This window comes from Pseudarcicella hirudinis (genome assembly GCF_900115665.1).
GTDB classification, from domain to species: domain Bacteria; phylum Bacteroidota; class Bacteroidia; order Cytophagales; family Spirosomataceae; genus Pseudarcicella; species Pseudarcicella hirudinis.
The window spans coordinates 372063-398539 of record NZ_FOXH01000003.1 but is presented as its reverse complement, the minus strand read 5'-3'; the positions used below and the strand labels follow the sequence as shown (position 1 = coordinate 398539).

General features: G+C 38.8%; 19 protein-coding genes. 10 read left to right on the top strand and 9 right to left on the bottom strand.

Going from position 1 to position 26477, the window contains the following annotated elements:
- Positions 1-241: 241 nt before the first annotated feature.
- A complete protein-coding gene (locus BM179_RS07500) occupies positions 242-3361 on the bottom strand; it encodes a serine hydrolase domain-containing protein (RefSeq protein WP_177219321.1) in 3120 nt (1039 codons plus the stop codon).
- Positions 3362-3643: 282 nt separating this feature from the next.
- Here BM179_RS07500 and BM179_RS07495 point away from each other — a divergent pair, with 282 nt between their 5' ends.
- A complete protein-coding gene (locus tag BM179_RS07495) occupies positions 3644-6136 on the top strand; it encodes a TonB-dependent receptor (RefSeq protein WP_092014594.1) in 2493 nt (830 codons plus the stop codon).
- Positions 6137-6357: 221 nt separating this feature from the next.
- Positions 6358-7800: an amino acid permease gene (locus BM179_RS07490; protein WP_092015018.1), complete on the top strand. Its 1443-nt coding sequence runs from the start codon at positions 6358-6360 to the stop codon at positions 7798-7800.
- Positions 7801-7903: 103 nt separating this feature from the next.
- On the opposite strand, the gene BM179_RS07485 is transcribed toward BM179_RS07490, so the two are convergent.
- From BM179_RS07485 to BM179_RS07470, 4 genes are all read right to left on the bottom strand, one after another.
- On the bottom strand, positions 7904-10318 hold the full coding sequence (locus BM179_RS07485; protein ID WP_092014591.1) for a glutaminase domain-containing protein: 2415 nt from the start codon (positions 10316-10318) through the stop codon (positions 7904-7906).
- 191 nt (positions 10319-10509) lie between these two features.
- The gene (locus tag BM179_RS07480; protein WP_092014588.1) at positions 10510-10914 is read right to left on the bottom strand and encodes a T9SS type A sorting domain-containing protein; all 405 of its coding nucleotides are present in this window, start codon (positions 10912-10914) and stop codon (positions 10510-10512) included.
- A 68-nt stretch (positions 10915-10982) separates the two neighbouring features.
- The gene (locus BM179_RS07475; protein ID WP_143095171.1) at positions 10983-11381 is read right to left on the bottom strand and encodes a T9SS type A sorting domain-containing protein; all 399 of its coding nucleotides are present in this window, start codon (positions 11379-11381) and stop codon (positions 10983-10985) included.
- 570 nt (positions 11382-11951) lie between these two features.
- Positions 11952-12983 (bottom strand): sensor histidine kinase, encoded by a 1032-nt coding sequence (locus BM179_RS07470; protein ID WP_092014583.1) that lies wholly within the window; start codon positions 12981-12983, stop codon positions 11952-11954.
- Positions 12984-13315: 332 nt separating this feature from the next.
- Here BM179_RS07470 and BM179_RS07465 point away from each other — a divergent pair, with 332 nt between their 5' ends.
- Together BM179_RS07465 and BM179_RS07460 are read left to right on the top strand one after the other, a co-directional pair.
- The gene (locus BM179_RS07465; protein ID WP_092014580.1) at positions 13316-14785 is read left to right on the top strand and encodes an NADH-quinone oxidoreductase subunit N; all 1470 of its coding nucleotides are present in this window, start codon (positions 13316-13318) and stop codon (positions 14783-14785) included.
- A gap of 268 nt (positions 14786-15053) precedes the next feature.
- Positions 15054-16976: an amidophosphoribosyltransferase gene (locus BM179_RS07460; RefSeq protein WP_092014578.1), complete on the top strand. Its 1923-nt coding sequence runs from the start codon at positions 15054-15056 to the stop codon at positions 16974-16976.
- 61 nt (positions 16977-17037) lie between these two features.
- Here BM179_RS07460 and prmC read toward each other — a convergent pair whose 3' ends face one another.
- Entirely contained in the window at positions 17038-17895 is an 858-nt protein-coding gene (gene prmC / locus BM179_RS07455) for a peptide chain release factor N(5)-glutamine methyltransferase (protein ID WP_092014575.1), read from the bottom strand.
- On the opposite strand from prmC, the gene BM179_RS07450 reads away from it, so the two are divergent.
- The 6 genes from BM179_RS07450 (at position 17894) to BM179_RS07425 (ending at position 24478) form a co-directional block, all read left to right on the top strand.
- Complete coding sequence (locus tag BM179_RS07450) at positions 17894-18097, top strand: hypothetical protein (RefSeq protein WP_092014572.1); 204 nt, start codon at positions 17894-17896, stop codon at positions 18095-18097. The two genes, prmC and BM179_RS07450, sit on opposite strands and share 2 nt — an antisense overlap.
- 134 nt (positions 18098-18231) lie before the next feature.
- Positions 18232-18762, top strand: coding sequence for a gluconate 2-dehydrogenase subunit 3 family protein (locus tag BM179_RS07445; protein ID WP_092014569.1), 531 nt, complete (start codon positions 18232-18234; stop codon positions 18760-18762).
- A 46-nt stretch (positions 18763-18808) separates the two neighbouring features.
- Positions 18809-20530, top strand: coding sequence for a GMC oxidoreductase (locus BM179_RS07440; protein ID WP_092014566.1), 1722 nt, complete (start codon positions 18809-18811; stop codon positions 20528-20530).
- A 455-nt stretch (positions 20531-20985) separates the two neighbouring features.
- Positions 20986-21594 (top strand): gluconate 2-dehydrogenase subunit 3 family protein, encoded by a 609-nt coding sequence (locus tag BM179_RS07435; protein WP_092014564.1) that lies wholly within the window; start codon positions 20986-20988, stop codon positions 21592-21594.
- Between the two features lie 78 nt (positions 21595-21672).
- Positions 21673-23388 (top strand): GMC oxidoreductase, encoded by a 1716-nt coding sequence (locus BM179_RS07430; protein WP_092014561.1) that lies wholly within the window; start codon positions 21673-21675, stop codon positions 23386-23388.
- A 79-nt stretch (positions 23389-23467) separates the two neighbouring features.
- Positions 23468-24478 carry an SMP-30/gluconolactonase/LRE family protein gene (locus tag BM179_RS07425; protein WP_092014558.1) on the top strand — a complete coding sequence of 337 codons (1011 nt, stop codon included), beginning with the start codon at positions 23468-23470 and terminating at the stop codon, positions 24476-24478.
- Between the two features lie 43 nt (positions 24479-24521).
- On the opposite strand, the gene BM179_RS07420 is transcribed toward BM179_RS07425, so the two are convergent.
- The 3 genes from BM179_RS07420 to BM179_RS07410 all read right to left on the bottom strand — a co-directional run bounded on the left by BM179_RS07420 (position 24522) and on the right by BM179_RS07410 (position 26371).
- On the bottom strand, positions 24522-25427 hold the full coding sequence (locus tag BM179_RS07420; protein ID WP_092014555.1) for a hydroxypyruvate isomerase family protein: 906 nt from the start codon (positions 25425-25427) through the stop codon (positions 24522-24524).
- A 248-nt stretch (positions 25428-25675) separates the two neighbouring features.
- Complete coding sequence (locus BM179_RS07415) at positions 25676-26035, bottom strand: TM2 domain-containing protein (RefSeq protein WP_092014552.1); 360 nt, start codon at positions 26033-26035, stop codon at positions 25676-25678.
- 54 nt (positions 26036-26089) lie between these two features.
- Positions 26090-26371, bottom strand: a complete 282-nt coding sequence (locus BM179_RS07410; RefSeq protein WP_092014549.1) for a DUF2752 domain-containing protein — start codon at positions 26369-26371, stop codon at positions 26090-26092.
- Between the last annotated feature and the right edge of the window lie 106 nt (positions 26372-26477).

Genomic DNA, 26477 nt, shown 5'->3' with positions numbered 1-26477 from the left:
TGATAAGTGATTGTAACCACATAGGAACATAGCGCACATAGTCTACCCAAAAATTTAACTCCCTCCTCTGTCCGTAGCTTTTTCACTAATGATAAGTGATTGTAACAACATAGGAGCATAGGGCACATAGAAATGTCATAACTCTACTTTGTGGCTCGGGGAGCATAAAAAGCTGTCTGCATATAAAAAATGCCTGAAGGTTCGGGGCTTCAGGCATTTTTGGTGAAATATTATTAGTTTTCTATTTCAATCCTTTCTTAATGGCTTCATAAATTACCTCATTGATATTTGTTCTTACATTCAAATCACTGAGTTTTGAATTATTTCTGGTTGGATAAACTCTGTTTGCCAGAAAGACATAAACCAGTTGATGTTCAGGGTCAACCCAGGTGTATGTACCTGTAAAACCGGAATGTCCGAAACTTGAGGCACTTGCATGAGCTGCGGCACTGATATTTGGTCTTTTGCGGTCAACTTTGTCAAAACCTACTCCCCTTCTGCTATTTTCCTCAACAGAAAAAGGATAGCTTGTCCATTCATTTAAAGTTGATTCATTGATATAACGTTTGCCTCCGTAATATCCTTTCTGCAAATACATCTGCATCAATTTAGCCAGATCATTAGCGTTTCCAAAAAGCCCCGCATGACCGGATATACCATCAAGCATAGCCGCACCTTCATCATGAACACGTCCGTGAATCAGGTTTTTTCTAAACAGGGAATCATATTCCGTCGGAACAATTTTCGATAAAGGGAAATACTTTCGGGCATTATAAGTCAGCGAGTTTGCTCCTAATGGTTTATAAAAAGTTTCCTTCAAAAATACTTCCCAGTCTTTTCCGGTCAGTCTTGGAATAATCTGCGGATAGAGGTAATATGACAAATCTGAGTATACATATTCCTTTTTCTCACGAAGAGGAGAATCCTCAATCTGTTTAAAAATTGTATTATGATAATCATTATGAATCCACAACTGATCTGCAACCTGTATTACATAATCAGCAGAAGGTTTTTCAGAAAAAGTTTTTGGCTTCCAGATAGTAGCATCTTTGGTAAGATTTACACAATCTTTCCATAATTGTTTATCGGTTTGGATCGCCTTGCAAATTCTGGCCATTGCTTTCTTTCTTTTAAAGAGTTTTTCCCAGAAAGAAATAGCATATTTTTCGGCATATTTCTCTTTATAAACCTTACTGGCCAATACCATTTTGCTTGAATCAATACAATCCTGCCAGAAGGGAATCCAGGCTCTCAGACGAGCCTGATGGGTAAGAATATCCTTATAAACCAAACCTGCTTTATTTGAAATTTTCCAGTCAGGCATCAAATCTCCCATTGTCATATTGAGATTAAATTTCCCATCATCCTGCATCTTCATCATAGCCGGGACAGAAGTGCTTATTTTGGTCACTGAGGCCAAATCATACAAATCAGTCAATTGCACTTTCTGAGCACCTTCATAAGTATGTTTTCCGTAGGCTTTATGAAAAATTACTTTCCCGTTTTTTGCTACTAAAACCACTGCTCCCGGAGTTGCTTTTTCTGCAATAGCTTTATTAACAATTGAATCTACTTTATAATCCAGAAATCTGGAATCTATCCCGACAGACTCCGGAAGCGAATACTGAAAGCGTTGTAAAGGTTTGGTGGTAATCCCGTCATTATAACGGAAAGTCAGATTCACAGAAACAGGAAGTCGCCCGTTTGCCCCAATGGCCCCGAAAATCAATTGTGCAGCCGTCTCCTGCGTCTGCGGCGTTTCCTGATAACTGGTAATCAATGCTTTTGCCTTATCAAGTCCTTCAAATTTCCCTAAAGTATAAGGATTTGAAAACAGTGAAACAATGGTTTTGGGTGAATTGGCAAACTCCTTAACTAATTCCTGAATTTTAGGAAGAATACTGTAGTTTTTGGCAGGACGAATATTCTGCCCGTTAACAGACATCAATACTAAATTATAATTTCTGAGTGACTCTCTTACCCTTTGAATGGTAGAATCGGCAGAATTTTCATCCAGGTTAAAGTGGTCTGCATTTGTATAATTTGAAACCATTTTCTGGAAATCTGTGGGCTTTTTAGAACCAAAAGCAGGTGTCCCAATCACAAGTGAAGCTATTTTTAAAGTATCCAGCTCACGAAGCGGAAGAATATTCTGATTATTCATCAGCACAGTAATCGTTTCCTCAGCAAACTTCCTGATTAACACTTCTGAACTACGTGGATTCAGATCCTGAACAAGGTTCTTTATTTCCACCGGAGCATATTTATCCAGGCCAACCCAGGCTTTTGCCGCGAGGATTCGTTTTACTCTCTCATCTATTTCTGTCTGAGTAATTTCTCCGGATAAAAGTGCTTTTTTAATGGCATTAAAAGCAGCAGGTACATCCACAAAAGTTTCCAGAATATCATTTCCGGCCATAATTGCTTTTACATTGGCTGTTCCTTCCGGAAAAAACTTAACAGCACCCTGCATATCCATGGCATCAGTAAAGACCAGCCCTTTAAAATTCAGGTCTTTTCTCAATAAATCCGTAACGATTTTCTTCGAAAGAGTGGAAGCAAGGTTTTTTGTGGTATCTAAGGATGGGATACTCAAATGTGCAACCATTACACCCTGAAGTCCATTTTTAATCAGTTCTCTGAACGGGTATAATTCAAGGCTGTCAAGACGTTTTTTATCATGCAAAATTAAAGGAAGGTCATAATGTGAATCAGCGCCTGTATCACCATGACCCGGAAAATGTTTGGCAGAAGTAATCACGCCCCCTCTTTGCAAACCTTTCATGTAAGCAATTGCCTTTTCAGCTACTTTTTCTCTGTTTTCTCCAAAAGAGCGGAAATTAATAACGGGGTTATTCGGATTATTATTGATATCTACTACCGGTGCATAATTGATATTTACCCCGATTCTTCTGCATTGCTGCGCAATCTGAAATCCCATTTCTTCAATCAGTTCACTTTTCCCCTGCATCGCTCCCAATGTCATCTGATAAGGAAATCTGGTTGTACTATCCAGACGCATCGCCAGTCCCCACTCCAAATCCATTCCGATAAATAAAGGAACTTTTGACATCGCCTGTAACTTATTGACAAGCACAGCCTGTTTCGTTGGCTGTCCGGAAAATAAGACAAACCCTCCTACATGATAATCCCTTACGATCTGGTAGAATCTGGCAGTATCATACGTCGCATTATAGTTACCCCGGGGCATCATCAATTGTCCGATTTTTTGGTCAACCGACAATGTATTAAATACAGAATCTACCCAGCGTTTATTATAATTCGGAAAAAGATCTTGCCCGTAAAGGTTAACTGACAATAAGAGTAAGACTAAAGAAAAGAGTGACTGAAGTTTTTTCATTATTGGAATCCATGTTAAATGCTTTTGCAATTTACATAAATTCATTAAAGTCTTTATCACGAATTTCCCGATGTTTAAAAGAATGATTCTGCGAATTAATTCCTCTGGCTTATCATAATATTTACCCTCATTAATGTCTATGCAATTTTACACACTGCACTATTCCTGTAAAAAATTTCAATAAATAAAGGCATAATTTCTTTTTCATGAAAAACCCTTGGATACTTTAAGTACAGGTGTTTATTTTGACATTAATTTATAATTAGTCTAAATAAATATAATATGCATAATTTATCCCCCCGGGCTTTCAAGCTTTTCACTTACATCTTGATTTTCCTCTTTTCATCCAATGTCTTGCTTCAGGCACAATCAGGAAAATTACAGGGGCAAATCAAGTCATCGGATGGCCAGCCTGTACCATTTGTCAGCATATTTTTAAAGGAATTAAAAAAGGGAGGGCTCACGGATGAGTCTGGTAAATACTCCCTGGAAAACCTTAAGGAAGGTCATTATTCTGTTGTTGCAAAAGGAATTGGTTATAGCCAGGAACAACAGGCTGTTTTTATCAGAGAAAACGAAGTTACCACGCTTGATTTTATGCTTAAGGCTTCTTCTACGCAATTGCAGGCCGTAGAAGTAGTTGGAAGAAAGGAGCAAACATATAAAAACTCCAATGCTTTTTCGGGCACGAAAACAGAAACGCCTTTAAAGTACGTTCCGCAAGCGATCAGCTATGTTACGAAGGAAGTGATTCAGGACCGGATGGCTTTTAAAAATAGCGATGTTGTAAAAAATATCAGTGGAGTTAATCAATATTCTTACAATAATAATGATTTTGTATTACGTGGTTTCAGAGCCAGTAACACCCTTATTAATGGACTAAGAGTAAGCAGCAGTGGCTGGAATCAATCACTTTTGCCATATGTAGAAAGAGTTGAGGTAATCAAAGGGCCGGCCTCTGCACTTTTTGCGAATACTGACCCCGGTGGAACAATTAATACTGTTACCAAAAAGCCATTGGACGAAAATCGGAAATCCATTCAATTTGCATCCGGCAGTTATAATACCTACAGAATTACTTCGGATTTCACAGGTCCGATGAATGAATCAAAAACTCTTCTTTACCGTTTAAATCTTGCCTATCAGAATGCTGAATCTTTCAGGGTTTTACAGGGAGGCCAGGATGTAGTTGTAGCACCTTCTTTCTCTTTTATTCCTGATGATAAAACTCAGGTAAACTTCGATTTTGTATTTTCCACGACTCACGGACGACTTGACAGAGGGCAGCCTATTTTCGGAGCAACGGCCGGGACCTTGTTAAACTCTACTCCTATTTCTTTTGCAATTGGCAGAAAAAGTGATTTTATCAATGAAATCAACCTTTTCTCAACCCTTTCACTACAAAGGAAAATCTCCGACAACATCAGTTTTAATGTTTCTTACATGAAATTTATGTATGACGAAGACCTGATGGAACACCGTACCGCTAACCGATACGGAACAGATGCGGATGGAAAGGCGATCCCGACTTTAATGGAAATGCAGACCATCAGAAGAATGCAGCGAAATTACACCAGCAACCTTACCGCCTACTTTGTTTCAAACTTCAAAACAGGTGATTTAAAACATAAACTGCTGGTAGGATATGATAATATTTTATTTCAAACGCCTGAAGGCAATTCAACTTACAATGCCTCGGGTTTTTTGAATGCCGCCGGAACGGGTGTGGTATTGACGAAAAGCGGATCTCCGGCTGCATATGATTCTAAGAACAAAGCATTATATATGATTAAGGATAACATGCCTGTTCCGAATGTTCCTTTCTTCAATCTCGAAAATCCTGATTATTCTATTACTGACAATGCCAGATATTTTAATGTCAGTGCTAATCTTGCCCCTGCCAAATATTATGTAAACGGGTTTTATTTGCAGGAGCAGCTTACCTGGAATAAAGTGAATATATTGGCAGGTTTTCGTTTTGAGCAGTATAATGATATGCTGAATTATACTAAAAAGAATGAGCAGACAGTAACCCAGACGGCTTTTATTCCGAGATTGGGGATCGTTTATACGCCACTGGAACCTGTTAGTTTTTATGGGACATATACACAGGGTTATCAACCTCAGACTGCCTCAACGATTGGCTCTCCCCTTATTTATGGAGGACCTTTTGATCCGCTTATCAGCAATATGGTTGAAGGGGGTGCAAAAATGGAATTCTTCAAAAAACGCTTAGCCGTTAACCTGGCCATCTATCGGATTCAGCAAAATAATGTTTTGGTTAACGCCAATGATGCCGGAAATCCTGATTTATTAAGACAAATTGGTCAGCAACAGGCCACCGGAGTAGAAATTGATGCTTACGGACAAATTACACCAAACTTTAGCCTGACAGCAAACCTCTCTTTCAACAAAGCAGAAATAACCAAAAGTAACAATGAGGCAGAGATCGGAACCATTTTCCCGAATGCTCCCCGGGCTCAGGGTGGCTTTTGGACAAAATATAAATTTACAGGTGCGCTGAACGGGTTAGGCGTTGGATTAGGCAGCAATTTTGTTACTGAAAGAAATACACAGGACACCAAAAACAACCTCAAACTTCCGGGTTATGTTCTGGCCGATGCTGCTTTATTTTATACCGTAGATAAATTCCGTCTTTCTCTGAACTTAAATAATGTATTTGACCAGACACATTGGGTAGGAGGATTTGATTATAACCGCCTATATCCGGGAACCCCTCGTAATTTCCTGATCGGGATTGGTTATACTTTCTGATTTCTCCTGAAAATCAGGTTATTCCGAACCATTCCGCATAGCATAATGCCTGTCGAACCGTTTTAAAATAACCTGATTTTTAGATTTTTTCTGAAAAATGCTCTCTGAAAATTGCGGAAAAACCATTAAAAACAAACTAAGTCTATAAATTAACTATACAAATTTCTTCTTTTAGAATTTATGCTTTATTTTTGCGGACTTCATCACAAAATAAACAGCATTTGAAATACATTAAATCAATCAGCCGACTCATCGAAGAATCTGAAGAGTCAGGAGAAAAGACCCTGAAAAGGTCTTTAAATGGTTTCCAGCTTATTATGCTCGGGCTTGGAGTAATCATTGGAGCAGGTCTCTTTTCCTTAACAGGTCTTGCGGCAGCCAATAACGCCGGACCGGCCGTTACACTTTCTTTTCTTGTTGCAGCCGTAGGCTGCGGTTTTGCGGGATTATGCTATGCAGAATTTTCAGCCATGATTCCGGTAGCGGGCAGTGCTTATACTTATGCCTATGCTACACTTGGAGAAATGATAGCCTGGATTATCGGATGGGATCTGGTACTGGAATTTTCGGTAGGCGCTGCGACGGTAGCCATCAGCTGGTCGAACTATCTGACCAAATTGCTGAGTTATTATGATATTTATCTTCCTCCGCAAATTCTTCATTCACCTTTCGAAACCGTAACACTTGCCAGCGGTGAGGTGGTTCAGACCTATTTCAACCTTCCTGCTGCATTGGTAGTCATCCTGATGTCTCTGATATTAATCCGGGGAACCAAAGGTTCAGCTTTATGGAGCTCCGTTGTTGTTTCTTTGAAAGTTGCGGTAGTACTGGTTTTCATTGCTCTGGGTTGGAAATATATTCAACCGGCCAACTACCATCCATACATTCCGGAAAATACTGGAACATTCGGGGAATTCGGCTGGTCCGGCATCCTGAGAGGGGCCGGAGTTGTTTTCTTTGTTTTTCTGGGTTTCGATATTATTGCTACTGCGGCACAGGAAACCAAAAATCCACAGAAAAATATGCCGGTCGGAATAATCGGCTCATTGGTGGTTTGTACTATTCTATTCGTACTTTTTGCCCATGTTCTCACAGGATTGGCTCATTATAGCGCTTTTAAAAACAATGCTGCTCCTGTAGCAATAGCCATTCAGAATACACCTTACAATTGGTTGTCTCAACTGGTTATTATCGCCATTCTGATAGGATACACCTCTGTAATTCTGGTAGATCTGTTAGGTCAGTCAAGAGTGTTTTTCAGCATGTCAAAAGACGGGCTTCTTCCGAAAATTTTCTCAGAAGTGCATCCCCGTTTTCTTACGCCCTGGAAATCCAATATCTTATTCTGCATTTTCATTGCCATTTTTGCGGCCTTTGTTCCAATCAATGTTGTGGGAGAAATGACCAGCATTGGTACACTCCTGGCCTTTGTAATTGTATGTGCAGGAATTCTGATTATGAGAAAAACCAATCCGGATGCACCAAGATCCTTTAAAACGCCCTGGGTTCCTTTTGTTCCGGTTATGGGAATACTCACTTGTTTTGGGATGATGGCTTTTTTACCATTAGACACCTGGATTCGTCTCTTTGTCTGGATGGCAATCGGTATGGTGATTTATTTCAGGTATGGCAAAAAAAACAGCCATCTCAGAAATGAGAAATAAAATGTTAACAGAAAGAAAAAGACTTTAAGAAAAAAGCTGAGACAAAATTAATTTATCCCGGTTCTTTCTTCTTAAAGTCTTTCTGTTAGTTTATCATATCTCGTTATTTCTTCCTGAGTTTCCCTTCAAGCATCTTGATAAAATAGCCTCCAACCACAGAACGTGCCTGAAAACCCACCTGCTTTCCATTGGTAGTTTCATGCCAGTCTGTCAGTGGAACTCTTGTCGGTGATTCATTGGCAAACTTCCAGATTGGTTTGACAAGTTTTTCAAAATCAGATTTATTGTCTGCCATCGTAGCAGTCCATATAATCCAATCCGATTTAGTATAACTTTTCCTTGAATCCAAAGGCAGACCGTAGGTATTTTGTTTGGTCAGATAATACCTGATTTCTTTCTGTGTGATATCTTTGGGGAAGATATTCAAGCCTAATAATTTATCCCAAACGATATTATACTTCTGCGACCAGGTTCCTTTTTTGTCAAAAGTAAGGGCATAATGTTCAGAATCCTTCGCCATTTCCTGCCACTTCAGAGCAAGCTCTCTGGCTAATTTTGTATATTTTTCAGCTGTTTTTGTATCACCCAGCATCTCAGCCATTTTTCCGTACCCGGCTATTCCCACGATTGCTTTGGCAGAAAGGTTAATATTTCTTGCCAGGTGTCCTGCAAAGTCATCCGTACATAACTGATTAGCCGGATCAAAGCCTTCTTTTTCAAGGTACTGAACCCAGGTTGAAAGCGTTGCCCAATGTTTTCTGGCATAAGAAGCATTACCATCCCTGATACAAACGGCCGTTGCCAGAATTACCATATTCCCGCACTCTTCCACCGGCATATCTTCACCGTATGTCTGGCCATTTGCCAAAGGATAAGTACCTACATCATGCGCTGCAAAAGGCTTATTCCATCTTCCTGATTCTGAATACTCAAAAATAAATTCAAGTAATCCTTTCATCAGGGTATTGTTGTAAAGCAGGAACATCGGAGCAGAAGGATAAGTTACATCCACTGTTCCGATAGAACCATTTGAGAAATTCTCTTTTGAGAAAAACAACAAGGTTCCATCACCTCTGTCAACAGCTTTATGAGCAGCAATCGCTTGTCTGTAAGCAAGTTCACACAAATCAGCATATTCTTTTCCTCCGGACGCCAGTGCATCGGCATAAAGTTTCTTATCAAAAGCTGTACATTTTTTGAATACTCTTGTATAATCATTTTCTGCCTGATTCAACATCTTTTCAGCGGTCATTCCCGGATCTCTTCTCCACCAGCCTCTCAGTTTTTTTCCGAAATATTCAACTGAATAGATGTCATCATATCCTACAATCAAATGTTTCTGTATTTTATTACTGTTTACCTGCCCGAAATCGAAGGAACTTTTCAACATTCTCTCAGATGGTTCGGAAACACTTATTTTTCCGTCTTTAGAAGCAAGCAGGACATGCCCCCAGTCAATTCTGATATCATCGCCTTTTTTTCCTAAAATATTCTGCTCAACACTTCCGGCAGAGGCTATATTCAAACCATTTGTTTTTTCAGGCGACAGTTTCATAGTAACTTCCTGCGCAGGCATATTGACCGATAAATCTGCTGAAACATTAAATTCAACTTTCACCTTATGTGTTTTATTATCAGAAGATTTCACGGAGAAAGTAACATATGAAGCCGGGCGGGTGAGGGTTTCAAGTTCATCCAGTAAAAGAGGGCTGGTAAAGACTGTTTCCAAAAGTACATTTCCTGCTTTAAACTGATATGTAGTATTAGTGGCTGAAACTTTCACAGAAATCTGTTCTGCCTTCCGGATCAATTGCCTCGGAGGAATTTCTTCAGAGATTCCGGCATCAGCAAATGCTCCGCCTACTGTATTTTTACAATGAACCGCAATAATATTTTTTCCTTTTTTAACGGCTTTTAATGCCTGCGGCTGAATCGGATAATATTCGTACCCGCCTATATAGCATGTTTCGCAATGATATGCTAAAACGCCATTGATATAGATTTCAATATCTTCATCATTGCTTACTGATAATCTCAGGTGTTCTGCTGAAAAATCTGTAAGCGTTATTTCCCTGCGGTACCAGACATCATTGGTTGTCCACATAGTGCCGGGTTTCACCGGATTACTACCGGCTCCGTTTCCGAATGGGGCATTCCCGGTCTGCCAGGAAGCATCATCAAATTGTTCTTTTTCCCAGCCTTTTGCCGGAGTACCAAAAGTGTATTTTACCGGATAAATTCTCTCCGAAGCCGCAGGAGCTAATGTTTTATAAGTAACCTGCGGCAAACCTAAAAACTGATAAGATTTACCGTCTACTGAAATTACCCCTTCCAAAGAGTTGTTTTTACCTGTCCAATGACGGGTAACGGATTCATTCACTTTATCACTGAATGACCAGACACTAAAATAAGGATCGCTGGTAAGTAAAGGATAAGCCGGAGGACGCAGTGATTGACTCATTACTACCGAGCCGGCGCATGAAAATAAAAGTATAAGAGTGAGGAGCCTCTTTTTCATAGAGTTAAGTTTTAGATTTTAGTTAAAGTATAAAGAAAGAAGATTGTGTAAATCTGACAAGATTTTAGGTATTTTTTACCACGTTTTATAGGTTTTAATTTTAAGGGCCAAAAAAAACAGCCCCGATCGTTATTCCGATCGGGGCTGAAGCTGAGATTTAGAGGTTTCTTCTATTTATCCGGGTAAGAGGTTTATTCTAAAGTGATCACTCTTGACTGTGCATTAACATTATCCTGAGATTTGCTTGTAAGATTCACTTCTTTAACGATTTTCTCATTTTCTCCTTTAATTTCGATAAAATACTTACCGTCTTCCAAAGCACTCAAATCATAGTTGATACGGTAGTTTTCAAATTTTTTGCTGACAAACTCGTGAGTCAGCACGTTACCTCTTGCATCTTTCAGTACAACATTAGCACATTTAAGATTATTTTTAACGATCATCAAATTAAGTGTTGATGTGTTCATCGTCTGGTACATTCCAACTTTGATAGTCTGAGCCGTATTCGGATTATTTAAGTCGTTAGCATTGATAGTCAATATAGTAGCTAAACCAAATGCAAAAGCTAAAGCGGAAGTTCTGATGATAGATTTCATGATTTACGATTGTTTAGAATTTTTGTGTTTCCTTTAAAATGATAAGTTTAGTTAATTGTTAATCGGTACTAATTCATTGAAATAACTCTGTCAAATTCAACAGGTTCCTGTTTTTTGGTTGAGAGGTTAAATTCTTTTACTATTTTTTCTTTTTTGTTTTTTATTTCAAAAACATACTGGCCGTCTTCTAAAGCTGACAAGTCGAAAATGACTCTGTATGTGTTTGGTTTCTGATCAACATATTCCTGAGAAACGATTTCTCCTTTTTTATTTCTCAGAATAATCTCAAGGCTCTTCTTTTCAGTCTTCTCAATAAGAAGATTCAATTTTGATGTGTTAGCCGTTTGATATAATCCAACCGAAAAAGATTTAGAAGTCTGATCCTCCATACTTTGAGCCTTAACACTTACTACAGATAACACGCATGCTACTAAAATTAAAGCGAGGGATTTGATGGACGTTTTCATTGTTATAACTATTTAGAAAAGATTGTTTTTAGATTTATTTACGATACTAACTATAGGTTTAATTTCTATGCCAAAATTATAAAATACTGATAATCAATCAATTAATACAAAATTAAGAAGCTGTTAACTGTTCGGTTCTGATACAATTTGCGTCCGCGACCGAACAACTTTTTGTTTTTTATCTCTTTTACAGAACCTTTCAGATGCTTTTATCAATTCTGCCAAATCTGCTTTTCAGACCATCTTTCTGTTTTCTCTACCTCTTTCCCTTATTTCTTGATTCAAAGTTAAGTGTTAAAACCAGTACCTTGCAATACAATATACCATAATAGGTTCATTAATCGGGTGAATGGTAATTATACAGGATGATCATTTTGGAGTTTGGTTCAAGGAAAGCAATTGAGTGTATTTTGGTGGAAAACCGAACCTTAATTCTTTTATCCATTCTCAAAACACTCGAACATAAGATGTAAGAATGTAGAAGAATGTTGCAAGTGCTCTGAAAAAAAATCAAAAAAAAATTCTGAAATGATTTTCAGAATTTTACCTTGAACCGGACAAACGGGGAAATTATTTGTTCTTAGGAAAGAATAATATGGACACAACTTTTCCGGATTCCTCACGGATTTCCAGCTTAGCCTTGTTTCCGTAATGATAATTTAATCTTTTGCGTAAATTGGATAACCCTATACCTCCTTCGCTGTTTTTAGGTTTGGGGTCATATTTTCCGGTATTTTCTACCCTCAATATGATAAAATCCTGATCAGCATAAATTTTAATCAGAATATCTCCTCCGGCTTTTATCTTCTCTATGCCATGTTTCACCGCATTTTCAATCAAAGTATTAAGAGACATCGGTATGACTTCTTCTTCTGATAACTCTTCATCTACTTCAAAACAATAATTCAGGCGGTTCTCATACCGGATTTTCTCTATGGAAAGGTAATCCTTTGCCAGTTTGATCTCCTGCTGCAATGAAGCCATTTGCTGTTCGCCAAGATTAAGGGATAATCTCAGCAATTCGGAAAGCTGATTAATCGCTTCCCGGGCCTGCTTGCTGTCTATAATTGTCAAAGCCTTAATACTATTCAGGGCATTGAACAGAAAATGCGGATTAAGCTGTTTTTTCAGGTTATCAAGTTCTGCGATTTTCAGCATATTTTCCATGGCGTAAAGCCGATCCTGCATTTCCTGTTTATAGGTCGAATAACGAACTACATGAAAAAACAGAAACCAGGGCATAATTACCCACATATCATCTACAAACAATCCGAAATAATTCCCAAAAGACTCATATTTGGTCATCACTCTTTCAGGAGTTGTAAAAAGAGAATCAAGCAGAAAAAATAAAAAACCAACCACAATGCTTCCGATCAGTGGGGAAAGGATAAAAGCTGATTTTGAAGAGGTTTGAGGTTGGTATTTATCAAGAATTAACTTATAGATATGCGTTGTACCTATTCCACAAAGAAACACTGAAAAGAAATACAGGCAGTGCAGCCAGAATGTATCTTTTTCCAATTCATTATATTTCAAAGCAATTGTGGCAATAAACAACCAGGAAATGAGCTGCATCAGCCAATAAGTACTTTTAAATTTCATTCTTGAGATTTAGTTTTCAGCAATCAGATAAGTTTGTAATTTTTAAGGCCTCAAATTTACAGGAGTCTTATTAGATTATACCTGTTTAATGTTTATATTATTTCAGAATCAAAAATCCGGTACTTATTCTCCTCAGTAGTTCCTCGTTTTCAGACTTCTGTAAATCAATATAATATCGTATTGCCTTAATTCATCCGTTATTCTTTGGCAATTCCCGGATATTTCTCAGATATTTTAACCTCATTTCCGATAGTTTGACCTAATTATTTTTCTAAGTTTAATGAATTTGACACTAACTTTGCAATATCTTTATAAATAATAATTTTAAAACTTTGGAGTTAAAAGAACAATTATTCGGAATTATCAAAAGCCTGGAAGGTTTCACTCCGGAGATCTTCTTATCTGCAGCCTTCATCTTACTGATTATTGCTGAATTAATCTTATACAAATTTCACTCCAAAAACATCTCACAGTTCTGGTTATACGGACTTACACTGGCTATTCTTGCGTTATCTTTTCATCAGGTAACGGAACAGTTTTATAATACCAGTGATGGCTTTTTATTCCATGAAATGCTTTTTCTTGATGCCAAAGCCATTTTCTTTAAATGCCTGGTTTCAATGGCCGCCATTATTTTACTGGCACACAGCTGGGTTCTGAAAAAGTCATTCCCGGGAGAATTTTTCCCCATATTAACCGGAATCCTGATAGGGCTTTATCTCATGACTATGTCGGTGAACCTGATCATGATTTACTTATCCATCGAAATTGTTTCTATCGGTTCTTATATTTTTACGGCAATCAACCGGGATAAAACAGGTTCTGAGGGCGGGTTAAAATACATTATTTTCGGAGCAGCTTCCTCCGCGATAATGCTCTATGGCATGTCATTGCTTTATGGAATTACAGGAACGCTTTCCATTGTTTCTCCCGATTTTTCAAGAAACTTAGCTCAGGTTGACAATATAACATTTCTGGTTGCGGCAACGCTTACCCTGAGTGGTTTTCTTTTTAAACTTTCGGCAACACCATTTCATATCTGGACGCCGGATGTCTATGAATCTGCTCCGACGCCAATTGTGGCATTCTTTTCAATTGCTCCGAAAGCAGCTTCTTTTTTAATAGCTATGCGCTTTCTGGAAGCACTTCCTGCTAAATTTCAACTACTGATGGCCGTAATTGCACTGGCAACCATCACAATAGGAAATTTCTCAGCGCTTTGGCAGCAAAATGCTAAAAGAATGCTCGCTTATTCTACAATTGCACACTCCGGTTTTATGCTGATCGGGCTCGTAACCCTTTCAGAATTGGGCATAAAAAGTATTGTTTTCTATATGGTAACGTACCTATTTGCCAATTTCGCGGCATTTCTCCTGCTGGACATTGCTGATGCCTCAACCGGCAATAACGGAAACCTGAAAATATTCCGGGGCTTAGGCTTAAAAAATCCGTTCTATGGAATTCTTCTCGTAATTGTAATGATTTCATTGACAGGCCTGCCACCAACAGCAGGTTTCTTTGCCAAGCTGAATATTTTCTCGGCCCTCTGGGAAAGTTACCAGACCTCGCAAAACCAGATTTTACTCTGGCTGTTTATATTCGGGCTATTCAATACAGTGGTTTCTTTATTCTTTTACCTGAAGATACCATTTGTACTATTTTTCAAAAAAGGAGAGGTTTCTGAAAATAATCCATTTAAAATAACATTTGAACAGCAATTTCTGGCCATCATTCTGGTACTCCCGATTCTGTTGCTGTTCTTCAAAGCTGATTTGCTAATGAATCTCATAGCGCTTTTATAGTCAGTCACTAACGTTCTTCATTCAGCAATAATATTCGGACGTTGGTAATGAAAAAGTACTATTTTTAAAAATTCTTCTTGCTAATCACACTTTTAAGTCACTAATTTTGTTAAATAATTGTAATGCCTACCTCCTTAACAGAAAATCCATTTAACGTTATCGCAACATAAACTAAACCACTGAAGATTAAAATACTGGTTTTCAAATAGTTATTTATTTTTTTGAATTAAATAACTGAGAAGTAAGACACAAAACATAACACATTTCCATGTCAGACGCTATTAAACATGAGTGCGGTATTGCCCTCATTCGTCTCCGAAAACCTTATCAATATTACCTTGATAAGTACAAAAATCCGCTTTACGGCATTAACAAACTCTATTTGTTAATGGAAAAGCAGGTAAATCGCGGGCAAGATGGAGCCGGAGTTGCCAATATCAAGATAAATGTTCCGCCCGGAAGCAGATATATCAGCCGCTACCGATCCGTCGAACAACAGGCCGTAGCTGATATTTTCGGGAAAATCAATAAAAAATTCCAGAAAGGATACAAAGAGTTAAAGAAAAGCCGCAAGGAAAAGGAAAACGAAGACCTCAGGGTACTCGATGCCGAATGGTGGCAGGAAAATGTAGCATTCACGGGAGAAGTTCTTCTCGGACATTTACGCTACGGTACACATGGGCAGAATGAGATTGAAAACTGCCATCCGATGTTACGACAGAGTAACTGGAGAAGCCGAAACCTGGTGGTAGCAGGTAACTTCAACATGACAAATGTTGATGAGCTATTTGACAAACTGATTTCACTGGGACAGCATCCTAAAGAAAAAGTGGATACTGTGACAGTAATGGAAAAAATCGGACATTTTCTGGATGAGGAAAATCAACGCCAGTTTGAGTATCATAAAGGAAGCCATGATAATCCAGAACTTTCCGACATTATTGCCGACAATATTGATTTAAGAAGAGTATTAGAACGTTCCTGCCGTGATTTTGATGGAGGTTATGCAATGGTAGGAATGACAGGTTACGGAGCCGCTTTTGTAGCCAGAGACCCCTCAGGAATTCGCCCAGCTTACTGGTATGCCGATGACGAAGTTGTAGTAGTTGCTTCAGAAAAACAGGCGATCAAAACCAGTTTCAACTGCAAATACGAAGATATTCAGGAAGTAAACCCTGGCCATGCCCTCATTATCGCCAAAAATGGAGATTACACACAGGAGCAGTTTATCGCCCCGATGAAAAAATCTTCATGCAGCTTCGAAAGAATTTACTTCTCACGCGGATCAGATCCGGATATTTATGCAGAACGTAAAAAGTTAGGAGCACTTGTGATTCCTCAGATTCTGAAAGAGGTTGACAATGACCTTAAAAACACCGTTTTTTCATACATCCCCAATACAGCAGAAACGGCATTCTTAGGAATGATTGATGGTTTGGAAGACCACCTTGCCCATGAACGTAAAAAAGCGATCATGGAAGGCGTTCTGTTTGAAGAACATCTTGAAGAATTACTTACTTTCAGGCCAAGGGTTGAAAAACTAATCTCCAAGGACGTAAAAGTAAGAACATTTATTACCAGTGACTCGCAGCGTGATGACATGGTATCCCATGTTTATGATACTACGTATGAAGTAATCAATAAGAATGTTGATAACGTAGTATTGATAGATGATTCCATTGTGAGAGGCACTACTTTGGAGAAAAGTATCCTTAAACTTCTGGATAAATTAGAGCCCAAGAAAATTGTAATTGTTTCCTCTGCTCCGCAAATCCGTTATCCCGACTGTTATGGAATTGACATGTCAAGAATGAAAGATTTTGTGGCATTCCGAGCGGTGCTTGAATTATTGAGAGAGCGGAATATGGAAGATTTGCTGGATGAAGTGAACGAACGTTGCCTTGCTGCTTTGGAAGAAGGAACAGCAACTGAAGAAAACTTTGTAAAAGCTATTTATGAGCCGTTTACTTATGAGGAAATCTCTGGTAAAATTGCCGAAATTGTTCGTCCAAAAGATCTGAAAGCAGAATTGTCTGTTGTTTATCAGACCGTAGAAAATCTGAACAAAGCTTGTCCTGAAAATCCGGGTGACTGGTATTTTACCGGAAATTATCCGACTCCGGGTGGAAATAAAGTGGTTAACAAAGCTTTTGTTAATTTCATGAAAGGAATAGAAATCAGAGCTTACTAGGTTTTTGAAATGTATTTAAGAGAAAAGCCCCGGCCGGAAATTTCCGGCCGGGGCTTTTCTCTTAAATATATCCGGCACTTACAAATCGATCTCTTCCGGATAAATCCTTTATTACTTCTACTTTCGAAAACCCGGTTTCCTTGAATACCTCTGCCGTTTCTTTTCCAAAAGCCTGGTTAATTTCAACTGCACAAAATCCATTTCTGTTCAGACATTTTCCGGCCAGTTCTGCAATTCTCCTGTAAAAGATTAAAGGATCATGATCTTCTACAAAAAGAGCCAGATGGGGTTCGAAATCTAACACATTCTTCTGCATATCTTCTGCTTCCCGGTTGGTTACATAAGGAGGATTAGACACAATTATGTCAAACTTTTCAGACATTTGAGCAACATCGATGTTCAAAACATCCGTTTTCAGGAAAGAAACCTTTGCATCATTCATACGGGCATTCTCCTCAGCAACCTTTAAAGCCTCCTCCGAAATATCAAATGCCATAACCTCAGGTACAGGTAATTCCTTTGCCAGAGAAACAGCTATACAACCCGAGCCGGTTCCGATATCCAGTATTTTCAGAGATTCGCCTGTAAAATTTTTATACCTGTCAGAGACAAGCTGAATCAGTTCTTCCGTTTCCGGACGGGGAATCAATGTTGCCTTTGTCACCTTAAAGTTTCTGCCATAAAATTCTGTTTCCCCGATAATATACTGAACAGGCTCATTCTTTTTTAACCGAATAATAATCTCTTCAAAATCAAACAGTTTATCTGTTTTTTTATCCAGGAAAATATCAGTTTTTGAAAGGTTCTGAAAATGTGAAAGAAGCCAGTAAGAAATACTTTTAGCCTCATTATCATCATAAACGGTACTTATTTCAGAAACCAGCCGGTCAAAAATATCCCTGGAAGAGTATAATATCATGAGAAGAACCAGGCCTTCCGCCTGTTATTTTGTTGGAATTATTTACAAATTTAACAAAACCGAAAGGATTTTTAAACGGCGTATTTCTTCTTCAGGAGAAAGGTATGCCATCAGGGATAATGTTCCTGTTTTATGCTACCATCCAAACCCTGCCAATAAGCAGAAAAAAGCGATGTACATTCGTTTCACATTTGGCAATTAATAAAACTTATTCAATAAAATTTTGTCTTTTAAGACAATTCCTGTGGAATTTTATTTTATTTTGCCTCCTTGACATATAGTACGTTTTGTCCAAGCATTCACTATTTTTTCCTAAAATTTATTTCATAAAATAAAATGAATCGTAGAGAAGCCATTCAACGAGTTTCCATCCTGATGGGAGGATTAATTTCAGCCCCCGCAATGGCTGGAATAATGGGTGAAAAAACCAATTTAGGACCTAGCTTAAATGTTACTGCTGAGCAGGAAGCTTTTCTTGCTGAAGTGGCCGACATTATTATTCCTACAACAGACACCCCGGGTGCCAAAGCTGCAGGAACAGAGAAATTTATCGTGAGAGTAATGCGCGATTGCTACAAGAAAGAAGATCAGGAGAAGTTTTATGCAGGTCTGGCAAAACTTGACGCTGACAGTAAGGCTAAATTTGGCAAATCTTTCGTCGGTTTGGATACTGCTCAGAAAAATGAAATGCTGAAGCAAACAACGGTTGACAATAAGGAATTCTTTTTGAGAATGAAAGAATTGACAGTTACAGGGTATTTTACTTCGGAAATCGGTGCTACCAAAGCACTTGAATATCTTCCAATTCCGGGCAGATTCGAAGGCTGTGTTCCGTTGAAACCCGGACAAAAAGCCTGGGCTATTTAATTGTTTATCCAAAATTTCCTTATCAACTTAATTTAATTCTGAAATAATGTCATTTTTAAATATAGATGCCATCAAAGGCAATACATACGATGCAATCGTAATCGGCTCCGGAATCAGCGGAGGATGGGCTGCAAAAGAATTAACTGAAAAAGGCTTAAAAGTGCTGATGCTTGAGCGTGGTAAAAATCTTGAACACGTAACCGGTTATGAAAATGCCATGAAAGATCCCTGGGAATCTAAATACAATGGCCGCTTAACCATAGAGCAAAAAGAAACACACCCGAAATTAGCCCGTGATTATCCTTACAATGAGATGACGGAGAAATATTGGTTCAATGACTCTGATTCTCTTTACAAGGAAGAAAAACGTTTTGACTGGTACAGACCGAATATTGTCGGAGGAAAATCAATCATGTGGGGACGTCAGTCTTATCGCCTTAGTGATATTGACTTTGAAGCAAACAGCAAAGACGGTCATGGTGTAGATTGGCCGATCCGTTACAAAGACATTGCTCCATGGTATTCATATGTTGAGAAATTTGCCGGAATTTCAGGAGAGAAACTTGGGCTTGCTCAATTACCTGACGGTGAATTTTTACCTCCTATGGACATGTTCTGCGTAGAGAAAGAAGTGCGTAAACGTCTTGAGAAAAACTATCCCGGCCGTAATCTGACAATCGGTCGTGTAGCGAACCTTTCAAAAGCCGGTGCAGCACAATTAGGTGTGGGAAGATCTGGCTGCCAGTTCAGAAACAAATGCTCATTAGGTTGCCCTTATGGTGCCTATTTCAGTACGCAATCTGCAACACTTCCTGCTTGTATGAAAACAGGCCGTCTTACTTTACGTCCTGACTCAATTGCAAGTGAGGTTATTTATGACGAAAACAAGAAAAGAGCAACAGGGGTAAGAGTGATCGATTCGGTAACGATGCAAACAACTGAATACTTTGCGAAAATTATTTTTGTCTGCGCTTCGGCTCTCGGTTCAACGGCTCTCATGCTTCATTCTACTTCAAACCGTTTCCCTAATGGTTTCGGTAATGATTCTGAGCAATTGGGTCATAACCTAATGGATCACCATTTCCGCATTGGTGCTTCTGGTACCTGGGAAGGTGACGAAGATAAATATTTCTATGGTCGCCGTGCCAATGGTCTTTATATTCCACGTTATCGTAACATTGGTTCTGATAAACGTGATTATGTAAGAGGTTTTGGTTATCAGGGTGGCGGCGGTCGCGGCCGCGGAGGCTGGGCAGCCAATGTTTCAGAATTGAGCTTCGGTGCTGACTTCAAAAAACATGCTACTGAAATTGGTCCATGGAGTATCGGTTTCGGTGGTTTTGGTGAAACATTGCCATATTATGAAAACAAGATGTATCTTGATAAAAACACCAAAGATAAATGGGGAATGCCTGTTGTGGTCTTTGATGCAGAATTGAAGGAAAACGAGAAGAAAATGCGTATCGACATGTTGAATGATGCCAAAGAAATGCTGGAATCTTCAGGTGTTAAAAACGTTACTACTTATGATCGTGGTTCATATCTTGGAATGGCAATTCATGAAATGGGAACTGCCCGGATGGGTCGTGATCCTAAAACTTCTGTGCTGAATGCTCATAACCAGGTACATGCCTGTAAGAACGTGTTTATGACCGACGGAGCCTGTATGACATCCGCTTCCTGTGTAAACCCTTCTTTAACTTATATGGCGCTGACAGCAAGAGCTGCTGATTTTGCAGTGAATGAACTGAAGAAACAAAATCTGTAGAAAATACCCTGTTTACCTTAAAGCCTCTTTCAGAAAATGAAAGGGGCTTTATTATGTTATATAGAATCAAATTGTATAACACAAAACCCTCTGTATTCCGGCAAACCGATATTTTGAATGATTATAAATAAGGAATTTCATGCCTTATATTGCCGATTTACTACATAAAACCATGTAAAATATTACGGATTATTATGTAATTTTATAAGCCCGAAAATAAAACTTTTCAAATAAATTTTTGACTTTCACGTTGAAAATCAGGTAAGCAATTCTTATTTTATCAAAATGATACAATATTTTTTATCTGAATCTGGCTTTGAATCAAAAAACTGGTTTTGAGGGTGAAATTCCAAGAGTGTTTTTTTGACACATTTTTCCTTGGAAAACACGATAAAGACTGAATTGCAATTATCCATTTTAATTATTCTAATACCCTTAAAAAATCCCTATCTAAAATGAACAGAAGAGACGCACTCTCAAAAGTTGCCTTATTAATCGGAGGGACACTAACAGCACCGACCTTAATGGCAATGAGCAGAGTAGGTGAAACTAAAACCGAAATGAATCTGATTGCCGGTTTTAGTTTAAACGACACTCAACGTAAAATAGTAGCAGAAGTAGCAGAGCACATTATTCCGAAAACAACAACAGCCGGAGCAAAAGATGCAGGAGTTCCTGCCTTTATTGAAATGATGTTGAATGACTGCTATAAAGCACCTGAACACAATAGCTTTCTGGAAGGTGTTAGCAGCTTAGAAAAGAAAAACTTCTTATCTCAAAGTAAAGAGGAGCAAATCGCTACGCTGAAAAAATTAGAAGCAGATACCAATGAATTAATGAAGTCTTATAATGTAAAACAAGTTAAGGTTGGTGACAACGTAGACAAAGAAAGCATTGAAGGCAAAAAACAAGGCGTGCCTTTCTGGCGCCTGATGAAAGAATTAACACTTTTAGGATATTATACTTCTGAAGAAGGAATCAAAGCTTCTTTCATTTATGAGCCTGTTCCCGGTAAATTCAAAGCCATAAAAATGAAGCCAGGACAAAAGGCTTATCAGTACTAATTTCCAAGACCTCGGATTAGTCCGTTAACCCGGGCGAATATCGTCTTTTTATCAAGAAAATATTTTCAAATCAGAATCATGAATTTAAATATAGATGCAATTAAAGGCCAGACTTTCGACGCTATTGTCGTAGGTTCAGGTATTTCGGGAGGCTGGGCTGCCAAAGAATTAACAGAAAAAGGATTAAATGTAGCAGTGTTAGAACGTGGCCGTGAAATCAAACATGTTGAAGGTTACGAAACTGCAAACAAAGATCCATGGGAATTTGCTCACCGGGGCAGACCTACCAATATGGCCGCTGAGGAATATTGGGCAGGTATGCGTACAGGATACACAGCCAATGAAGAACATCGTTACCTGTTCGAAAATGACAAGCAAAACCCTTATTTAGAAAAAAGAGGTGGTTTTGACTGGATTCGTGCTTATCATACCGGAGGTAAATCATTGCTTTGGGGACGTCAGTCATACCGTTGGAATAAAGAAGATTTCGAAGCCAATTTAAAAGAAGGTGTAGGAACTGACTGGCCAATCCGTTATGAAGACCTGGCACCATGGTACTCATATGTTGAGAAATTTGCCGGAATCTCAGGACAAAGAGAAGGCCTTGATGTTTTACCGGATAGTACATTCCTTCCTGCAATGGAAATGACTGCTCCTGAAAGACATTTCAAAAATGCAGTTGCAAGTAAATTAGGACGTCCTGTTACAATCGGACGTGTCGCTCACCTTACTCAGCCGACTGCTATTCAAACAGCTCTTGGCCGTGGAATGTGTCAGTCTCGTAATAAATGTATGCGCGGTTGTCCATACGGTGCTTATTTTAGCTCATTATCTGCTACATTACCTGCTGCTGCAAGAACAAAACGTCTTACAATGATTCATAACGCAATTGTTGCGGAAATCATTTATGATGAAAAATCACAAAAAGCAAAAGGGGTTCGCGTAATCGATCAGAATACGCTTGCGGTTAAAGAATACTATGCAAAAATTATCTTTGTAAATGCAGGAGCCATCGGATCTACTTCTATTCTGATGAACTCAAAATCTAACCGTTTCCAAAATGGTTTAGGAAATGACAGCGATCAGCTTGGCCGTAACATTATGGATCACCACCTTGGAGTAGGTGCAAGTGCTTCTGTAGAAGGTTTTGAAGATGATTATATGTTCGGTAACCGTCCAAACGGTCTTTATATTCCACGTTTCCGTAACTGGGGTAAAGATAAAAGAGATTATACCCGCGGTTTCGGATACCAGGGCGGTGCAAGTCGTGCCGGCTGGGGCAGAGGCGTAGGAATGGATGGATTCGGAGCCAGTTTCAAAGAAGAACTTACTCACCCGGGTGCATGGTCTGTTGGTTTCGGTGGTTTTGGTGAAATTCTTCCTAATCCAAATAACCGTTTCACATTGAGCGACCAAAAAGATAAATGGGGTTTACCTGTTTTATCTTTTGAAGCTGAGTTTAGTGACAACGAGAAAAAAATGCGTATTGATATGATGAATGACGCCGCTGAAATGTTAGAAGCTGCCGGTTTCAAAAATATCAATCAATATAACAGCGATAAAACGCATATTGGTTTAGGTATCCATGAAATGGGAACTGCCCGCATGGGACGTGATCCTAAGACTTCTGTTCTGAACAAACACAATCAGATTCATAACGTGAAAAACGTATTTGTTACAGATGGCGCAGCAATGGCTTCGGCTTCATGTGTTAACCCGTCTCTTACTTATATGGCGCTTACTGCCCGTGCAGCTGATTTTGCTGTAAGTGAATTGAAGAAGAGAAATCTTTAGTTTTAAATTACCTTTAGAAAAAGTGCAGGTAGATATAATAGTTTACTTGCACTTTTTTTATAAAATTATCTGAACCCCTATGAAAAGAACCCTTAAACTGATATCCGCTCTACTCATGAGTTTTTCCGGTATGGCACAAACGAATTACGCTACAATTGGCCAGGTAATCAAATCAGATGCTGCACTCGACAATCTTTTGGCATCAGATGTAAAAATTGAAGTTCTTGCCTCCGGTTTCAACTGGTCTGAAGGACCTGTCTGGGTAAAAGGCGGAAACTATTTATTATTTTCAGATGTCCCGGCAAACACAATTTTCAAGTGGAAAGAAGGTGATATCAAAGCTGTTCCATTCCTGAATCCATCAGGATATACCGGAATTTTGCCTTATAGTAACGAACCGGGAAGTAATGGACTGATCATTAACAAAAAAGGCGAACTGGTAGCCTGTGAACACGGCGACAGAAGAATTTCAGCCATGCCATTAAATGTTGGAGGAAAGAAAACACTGGCGGATAATTTTCAGGGAAAACGCTTCAATAGCCCCAACGATATTGTTCAGCATTCAGGCGGAGCTTATTATTTTACAGATCCTCCTTATGGTTTACCACAACACGAAAAAGATCCGACACGTGAAACTCCGGTATTCGGTGTGTACAGAATCGGTACTGACGGAGTAGTTTCACTGGAGATAGACAACCTGGTAAGACCAAACGGTTTAGCTTTTTCTGTTGATGAAAAAACGCTGTATGTTGCCCAATCTGATTTTGACAGTGCTGTAATTATGGCTTATCCTGTTCTGGATAATGGGAAAATCGGAAAAGGAAAGGTGTTTTTTGATGCTACCCCAATGGTAAAACAAGGCTTGAAAGGCCTTCCGGACGGGCTTAAAATTGACAAAAACGGCAATATTTTCACGACAGGCCCCGGTGGAATTCTGATTTTATCACCCCAAGGGAGACTGTTAGGAAGAATTGATACCGGGGAACCCACATCAAATTGTAACTGGGGAGACGATGGCAGCACGCTCTATATTACTGCCAATATGTTTTTATGCAGAATAAAAACGAAAACCAAAGGAAACGGTTGGTAAGAAGAAAGGCCTTCAATCTTAATCGAAGGCCTTTTTAATGTTTTTATACATCACAAATTGTAACCCCTTGTTTTAAGGAAGCTATTTTGTCTGGTCTTGCCGGAATAAATTCCTGACCTACAAATCCTTTATAACCAGTGTCCACAATTGCTTTCATAATGGCGGGATAGTTTAACTCCTGGGTTTCATCGATTTCATTACGGCCCGGAACTCCTCCTGTATGATAATGAGAAATATACTGGTGATATTTCTTAATGGTTGCAATTACGTCTCCTTCCATAATCTGCATATGGTAAATATCGTAAAGCAGTTTAAATTTATCAGAACCAACCATTTCACAAAGTACTGCTCCCCATTCGGTATGATCACATTGATAGTCTTTATGATTCACTTTAGAATTCAGCAATTCCATGGTGATGGTCACATCATGTTTTTCCGCTGTCTTCATTATACGTTGAAGTCCTTTCTTGCAGTTAATCAAACCTTCTTCATCACTTAATCCGTTTCTGTTTCCGGAGAAAGTAATCAGGTTTTTAACACCGGCTTTCGCTGCCTTAGGAATCAGATCTTCATACAATGCCACTAAAGCATCATGGTTTTTGAGGTTATTAAAGCAGCTTGTAAGGCCCATTCCTCCACCCCATTGATTGGCCTCAGGCCATCCGATTGCAGCAGTAAGTCCGTATTTCTTAAGGGTCTCCCATTCAGAAGGGCCTGTAAGTTCAAGACTTTGCATACCTATTTCCTTAGCCGATTTACACAAATCCTCGAAAGGAATTGATTGATAGCACCAACGACAAGCAGAGTGGTTAACCCGTCCTTTGAGTGAAACTCCCATCTGTGTATCGGCAGCTTCTAAACGATTAGAGAGAGATGATGTTACCATAGTTGCTGCCGCCACTCCCAGCGTTTTTTGCAAAACAGAGCGACGAGAAAGTGAATTATCCATAGTTTAAATATTGAAATTTACGGAAATTTACAACAAATTTCCGTAAAACGAATATCGATTTGCGTAATTTATACACATTTTAAAAAAAAGCTGCAAATCCCCATAAAAAGGATTTGCAGCGGAAAGAGAAGGTTCTGAGGTTAAGACTTTTATCTTCTGAAAGATAATTTTTTCAGGATTAATTTTATAAATCTGAAACCTGGAGGTATCAGGTTCAGAGGATGAATGATCTATTCTTGAGTTATAATCTATTTACCCCAGGTTTTCATTAACTGAAATGTCTCAAGAGCCATTTTCTGGTTATACTCCAGGGCGATACTTCTGTGATTAACGAGGTCTACAATTGTACCGATCATGCATAAGCCTCCGGTAAAAAAGTACAATAATCCCATTCCAATCTGGTTTGTCAGAAATCTCTGTACTCCGGCAAAACCGAAGAAGCCGATTATTGTACAAATCAAAATCAGCGTAGAATCTCTTCGTTTGTTTTGGTACATCATGATAAAAGTCTTTTGCTGCTCCTCATCCATCTCTTTTATCATGTTTTGAACAAACATTGATTCTTCAGTCTCAAGGTTGGAAATCATCATTAAAATGTTCGAGTTCATGGTCGTAAAAGGTCTAGTTTTGTTTAAATTATGTAAATAAAGGCTCTGATTTCTTTAAAAACTTGTCTTTATTGTCCTCTTTGCCAGGGTATAAATTCTGGAAATAATTACGATCAGACCAAATATTCCGAGCGGATGACTTTCAAATGACTTTTTAAGCTCTCCATGAAAAATGTAGCTGATCGAATGTCCCAATCCACAACCCGGGCAAAATGAAAAACCAAGGTTTTTGATGGGACAGAGACTAAAATGAGCATCGGATGCAGGGTTAATCAGTGCTAAATAAGCAAGTCCGGTAACCCAGAAAAGAAGCTCTATATTTAGTTTCTTTATCATTGTGAATCAAAGATAGATGCTTCTCCCGAAAGGCTCGCTTCTTTATACATAAGCGGATTATTTATCAGTATAAGCAGTAAAAAAAGCCCAATAAGAGATCAGACAC